This is a genomic window from Christensenella sp. (assembly GCF_034927525.1).
Taxonomy (GTDB): Bacteria; Bacillota; Clostridia; order Christensenellales; family Christensenellaceae; genus Christensenella.
In genome coordinates this window covers 1-5,951 of sequence record NZ_JAYFPU010000348.1, presented here as the reverse complement: position 1 = coordinate 5,951, position 5,951 = coordinate 1, and the positions used below count along the sequence as shown (strand labels likewise).

Here is a 5,951-nt window from a genome sequence, read left to right as displayed (position 1 = left end):
TTGCACGCGGCGCAAAAAAAATCGTCATGATGCTCAGCTATCCGTCCGACGAGGTAGGAAATCACCTGATTTCGTTAGACCAGCTAGACGAAAAGGGCGTGAATCCCTGGACAGACGTGCTTGATCTCAAAAAATACCGCGAACTTTTCGGCGTGAATCTCCATCCCTTTACAGGTATGGATTATGTGGAATATTATGCTTCCGTCATCAACGAAGAAGGCGCGGAGGTGGAGTTCGTCTTTGCGAACAATCCGACCGTGATCTTAGACTATACCAAAAACGTTCTGTGCTGCGATATCCATACGCGCGAGCGCAGTAAACGCAAATTACTTGAGGCGGGTGCACAGAAGGTATATACACTGTGCGACATCTTAAACAAGCCGGTGAACGGCAGCGGTTACAATCCCGATTACGGCCTGCTGGGTTCGAACAAGTCCACAGAAACGACTGTCAAGCTATTCCCGCGCGACTGCGAGAAGTTTGTTGCAAGCGTACAGCAGAAAGTGAAAGACGTCACAGGCAAAACAGTCGAGGTCATGGTTTATGGCGACGGCGCGTTCAAAGATCCGGTCGGAAAAATCTGGGAGCTTGCAGACCCGGTCGTTTCCCCCGGCTATACAGACGGCCTCGAGGGCGTGCCCAACGAGCTGAAGCTCAAATATCTTGCAGACAACGACTTTGCCGGACTTTGCGGCGAGGAACTGCAAAAAGCGATCACTGCACACATCCAGAAAAAGGACGGCGACTTAAAGGGTTCGATGGCCTCGCAGGGCACGACGCCCCGCCAGCTTACCGACCTGATCGGCTCGCTGTGCGACTTAACTTCGGGCAGTGGCGACAAAGGTACTCCCGTCGTATTCGTGCAGGGCTACTTCGACAACTATTCCGACGAACTGTAAAACAGCGGCAATTCAAAAAGGCCTTCGGTTATCCGGAGGCCTTTTATGTATCATTCTGTTATTTACACATAAAACGTACTGATTTCATCAATATCGGGCATAAAAACCGGCTTTCCAAAGGTTGATTCCGCCCGCTCCTTGATCTGCAAAAGCGGTGCGTCACTCGGCAAATGGATCAGGCATAAATTTTTTACGCCGCTCTCCTTCGCAAGATACCCCGCCTCCACATCGCTCATATGGCCTTTCCCTGTCGAATGACAGGAACCGGAAGTACTTGTCGCTTCGCAAAAGAACAGGTCTGCCCCGTTCACAAATATATGAGCGTCAGGCAAATAAGTCGTGTCTGTAAAATACACGATCGATTTCCCATTCCTTTCCAGACGAAAGGCGTAACACTCAATCGTATGATTGACCTTTTTAACCGTGATCTTCATTCCGGCCATTTCGATCGTCATCCCGTCGCACAGCACAAACGATTCCGTATATGGATATTGGATCGTCTTCCACATATCCACAGGGGTTTTCGGGGCGTGGACGGGCAATTTTTTCTTTCTGAGCCCCACGCGCAATGCGTGATTGATTGAATATTGCAGGCAGCCCAGATCCCCGATATGATCATAATGCAGGTGGGAAAGCAGCACGCCATGCAAACGGTCGACATCTGATACACGAAAGAAATTTGACAACGAACCGCTCCCGCAGTCAAGTAAAACAGCACCCTCGGGCGTTTCGACCAATACCGAACAGGTCGCTTGTCCGCCCCGCGGGAACCCGCCGCACCATCCAAGCACGGTCGCTTTCATATTCCAGTCCAAATTAGTCATCCAACCATACCGTTTTGTCCATAGAAACCGGGATCGTATCCCCTATATCGAAATCCAACGTTGTAGAGGCCAGCATACGTATCGTCACATCCTCATCCAGTGCTAAAAAGTATTCAAACTGGTTGCCCTGGTACAGCTTGCGTACCACCTTCGCCCGAATAGGCGAATCGGGCGTGTATAGCACATGATGGGCGCGGATCGCCAAAAACCCTTCTTTTTTCTCCGTTTCCGCGTATGCCGCTTTCATCGGCCATTTCCCAAGCAGCTTGACATCCATCATCCCTTCCTTGTCTGCCTTCACGTCCTTTTCGATCGTTGAAGGAATGATGTTTGCAGACCCAATAAATTGTGCAACGAATGTATTGACCGGATGCTCGTACAGATTGTTTGGCGTATCGAATTGCACCAGATTTCCCAACCGCATGACCGCGACCTTGTCCGACATCGTCATTGCCTCGATCTGATCATGCGTTACATTGATGATCGTTATACCAAGTTTCTTCTGGATTTCCTTGATCTCGCCGCGCATCGTCTCGCGCAGTGCGGCGTCCAGATTCGAGAGCGGTTCGTCAAGCAGCAACAGCCGCGGCCTCATAACAAGCGCTCTTGCCAACGCAACACGCTGCTGCTGTCCTCCCGACAGCTCATAAGCCATACGCTCCTCATATCCGTCGAGATGCACAAGCTTCAGTACCGTCATCACGCTTTGCTTGATCGTCGCTTTATCCTGTTTTCTGATTTTGAGCGGATATGCAACATTATTAAAAACATTCATGTGCGGCCATACAGCATAGGATTGGAACACCATCCCAATATCCCTGTTCTCCGGGGGTACGTCCCTGATTCCGCCCGCACGGTTAGAAAGCACATGTTCGTCGATTTTGATCACTCCTGCGGTAGGTTCAATGAAGCCCGCGACCATACGAAGGAATGTCGTCTTTCCGCAGCCGGACGGCCCCACAACTGTCAGCAGATCGCCATCCTCAACCGTAAGAGATACATCGTTGACAGCTGTTGACTCTCCAAATTTTTTCACCAGATTATTTACTGTTAGTTTTCCCATTTAAAATTCCTCCATCGTCAGCATTGGATCAATGTCTTCTGACGATTTTCTTTTCTTTTTGCGTTTTTTCCCGCTTCTCTCCGAGATGATCTGGACGATAAAATTCAACAATATGATAATGACGATCAGAAGGATCGCAAGCGCAGCCGTACGTAAAATCTTGCCTTCCTCCTGCGACGAATACACCACAGTACCGATCGTTTCATTCCCGACTGACCAAAGCAGCGAAGACAAGCTGATTTCAGACAGAGTCGGTGCCAGCACAAGGAAAAAAGAACTAAACAGGCTGGTTTTGAGCAAGGGAATGACAACGTCCTTAAACGTTCGCATCTGGCTGGCGCCTGATATTCGCGCCGCCTCCTCAAGCGATGGATCGATCTGGCTGATTGCCCCTGCAATATTGTTGTACCCCAGATTCAGGAACCGGGCGATATAGGCTATCATTAAAATCCCAAAGGTTCCGTAAAGCTCCCAGCCGACAAGCGGCAACGGCTGCGTAAAGGAGAGGATCATTCCCAGGGCAATGATCGTTCCCGGCAGCGCATACGGCAGTGTGACCATAACCTGCATGATCTTCACGCCGGCAACGCCGCGCACATTTTTTCGTATGGCAATATACGCAATAATGAGCGTAACTACCATAATAACAAGAGCTGATACAACGGACAGCACGGCACTATTTTGGAAGGCTCGTGCAATATTCTTGATATCCATCAGGTTCAGGAAATTTGCAAAGGTAAAATTCTCAATCCCAAACGGCACGCCATACACCTTGGTGAGAGAGGTGATCAGCGATGCGATGATCGGTGAACAAGTCGTGATCAGGAATATGACCAGTAATACCGCAAACAATATCCATTTGGCTTTGGAGCTCAGCCTCGTCGGTTCCACAGCGGCGCTCTTGCCGCTTACGACCGCATATTTATTCGTTCGCAGCACCCTGTTGTACGCCCACAGGCCGATCAAAGCAAAAACGGAAAGCAGCATGGAATAGGCGGCCGCGATCTGCAAATGGTTCGCCATATCCGGCCGGTTGATAATGTAAAATATCTCTGTTGTCATCAAACGTATTTGGTTTGGTGCGCCCAGTACCGCAGAAACACCAAAGTCCGCAAGCAAAAACATAAACACCAGCAGCATTGCCCCAATGATCGACGGCCCGAGCAATGGCAGGGTGATATCCTTCATCGTTTTCCAGGGTGAAGCGCCCGAAATCCTGGCGGCTTCTTCTACTGAGGCCGAAACCTTCTGCATCGTCGGCATTACAACGATGAACGGTACGGCAAACCGGTAGATGGACATGACAAAGATCATTCCTCCAATGCTGTACACATCAAAGGCCGGCTTTGTCAAATTAAACATCGACATCGCCGCTTCATTAACGAATCCCTTGGGTCCAAGTAAAAATGTCCATGCGATCGCGCCGATGAACGGCGGTATAAAATACGGGATAGAAAGCAATGTTTTCCATACTCTTTTGCCCGGAACGTTTGTCCGTACGACAGCCCATGCAAGGAAAACACCCAATACAGTCGAAATCAAGGTAGATGGAACAACCACCTTCAAAGAGTTCAACATACTGTTAACAATGGATTTATCCTGAAAAATTCTGGCATAGTTTGCAAGTGAGAAGCTTTCGCCCGCCTGAAAACTATTAAGAATAAGCACGGCAATCGGATATACTACAACGAAAATCAAAAACAGGACGATAACCCACCATATCGCGGCAGGCCCTATCCAGCCCTTTTTTGTTTTATACAGCTCTTTGCCCATGAAAAGCCCCTCCTAAAATTACGATGCACCAACCTCCCCTTTCAGCCGTCCGCAACATAAAGCTGCGGACGGCACATGTGGGGGCATATCAATCTAACTTATGCGCTGGCTCCGCCAAACCTGCTTGTATATTCTTCGCGGATCGCCGTTGCGTTTTCTACATAATAATCAAGGTCAAAGGGCATTACCTTAATTTCAGATGCGGAAGGCGCGCCTTCCGGTCCCGGAATGTCCGCCACCGGAATATATCCTTGCTTCACCAGCAACTGCTGTGCTTCATCGGTCAAGCACCAATCAACAAACGCTTGCGCAGCGGCAACGCTGTCCTCCGGTATGTTGTTCATCAGCGCCATTGGCGTCGGTACCAAAACTGCGCCGGATTCCGGATAGACCGCTTCTACAGGCGATCCGTCTGCTTTTGCGTTACGCGCCATGAAATCTACCAGCTCCACTGCCTTATATTCTCCGGAGGAAACCTTTGTCTGCAGGTTCCCGTTCGATTCTTCATATTTACAGTTGTTGTCGGCGATCGCCTGGTACCAGTCCCAGCCAACCAACTCCGGATACTGTGTATGGACGACCAATGCCGAGAACGCACCGCCTGAATAGTTGGGGTTTGCCATACCAAAGCTTCCGTTGTATTCTTCTGTCGTTACATCCTTCCAGTCCTTCGGGCCTTCCGATACTTCATTTGTGTTATAGGCCAGAATGTTGTAGATCAGCCGTACTTCGTGTCCCATTCCATCCTTATAGCTATACTGCGGGTCAATGTTGGACAGTGCTTCGGGCGCATAGTGCATGATCATCTCCTTCTCGTCCAGGCCATTGATATATCCAACGTCCGCGAACCAGAGAATGTTGGCGGGTGTGCTTCCCGTCTGCAGCTCCGCATCCAGCTTGGACGTTACTTTACCTGTTCCCGAACGGAACACTTCAATGTTCACATTCGGATACTGTTCATTGAATGCCGAAATCATTTCCGCAATCAATTCTTCCGGTTCAGACGTATACATCGTCAAATTTCCAGCGACGTCTGCCGCCGCGCTTTCTTCGGCGGTCGCTTCCGCCGACGCGGACGCCTCTTGTGTGGCAGTCTCAGACGGATCGGCCGACGTAGCGGGCGCACCGCCACTGCAGGCGATCAATGTAAGCGCCATTGCCAGTACCAGTACTCCCACGATCAAACTTTTCATCTTAATTCGTTTCATTTCTTCCTCCTAAATATTTTTCACTTTCTAGAGAGTTTGTTGTCGTTTTCAAAGGCGATGTTATAATTCTTTGAAAACAACAATTGTTATTTGTCGGGAGAACGCCTCCAAGATACTGGTCGCATTAAAATTTACCCCGACTTTTAGCGAGAGCCTCACCTGGAGGTTCCCCGCTTTCGATACA

At 49.6% G+C, this 5,951-nt stretch carries 5 protein-coding genes; 1 reads left to right on the top strand and 4 read right to left on the bottom strand.

Features of this window, described 5'->3' with window-relative positions:
* Nucleotides 1–899, top strand: an 899-nt coding sequence (locus VB081_RS13880; protein WP_323401372.1) for a coenzyme F420-0:L-glutamate ligase, incomplete at its 5' end; no start/stop codon positions are given.
* 62 nt (nt 900–961) lie between these two features.
* On the opposite strand, the gene VB081_RS13875 is transcribed toward VB081_RS13880, so the two are convergent.
* From VB081_RS13875 to VB081_RS13860, 4 genes are all read right to left on the bottom strand, one after another.
* Nucleotides 962–1,714, bottom strand: coding sequence for an MBL fold metallo-hydrolase (locus VB081_RS13875; protein ID WP_323401371.1), 753 nt, complete (start codon nt 1,712–1,714; stop codon nt 962–964).
* A gap of 1 nt (nt 1,715) precedes the next feature.
* Nucleotides 1,716–2,786, bottom strand: coding sequence for an ABC transporter ATP-binding protein (locus VB081_RS13870; protein WP_323401370.1), 1,071 nt, complete (start codon nt 2,784–2,786; stop codon nt 1,716–1,718).
* Nucleotides 2,787–4,559: an ABC transporter permease gene (locus tag VB081_RS13865; RefSeq protein WP_323401369.1), complete on the bottom strand. Its 1,773-nt coding sequence runs from the start codon at nt 4,557–4,559 to the stop codon at nt 2,787–2,789.
* Nucleotides 4,560–4,657: 98 nt separating this feature from the next.
* Nucleotides 4,658–5,767 carry an ABC transporter substrate-binding protein gene (locus tag VB081_RS13860; protein ID WP_323401368.1) on the bottom strand — a complete coding sequence of 370 codons (1,110 nt, stop codon included), beginning with the start codon at nt 5,765–5,767 and terminating at the stop codon, nt 4,658–4,660.
* Nucleotides 5,768–5,951: the final 184 nt, after the last annotated feature.

What these genes read in the sequence shown, in the direction of transcription:
- VB081_RS13870 (WP_323401370.1), bottom strand. Translation starts at nt 2,786, where the DNA reads ATGGGAAAACTAACAGTAAATAATCTGGTGAAAAAATTTGGAGAGTCA.
- VB081_RS13865 (WP_323401369.1), bottom strand. Translation starts at nt 4,559, where the DNA reads ATGGGCAAAGAGCTGTATAAAACAAAAAAGGGCTGGATAGGGCCTGCC.
- VB081_RS13860 (WP_323401368.1), bottom strand. Translation starts at nt 5,767, where the DNA reads ATGAAACGAATTAAGATGAAAAGTTTGATCGTGGGAGTACTGGTACTG.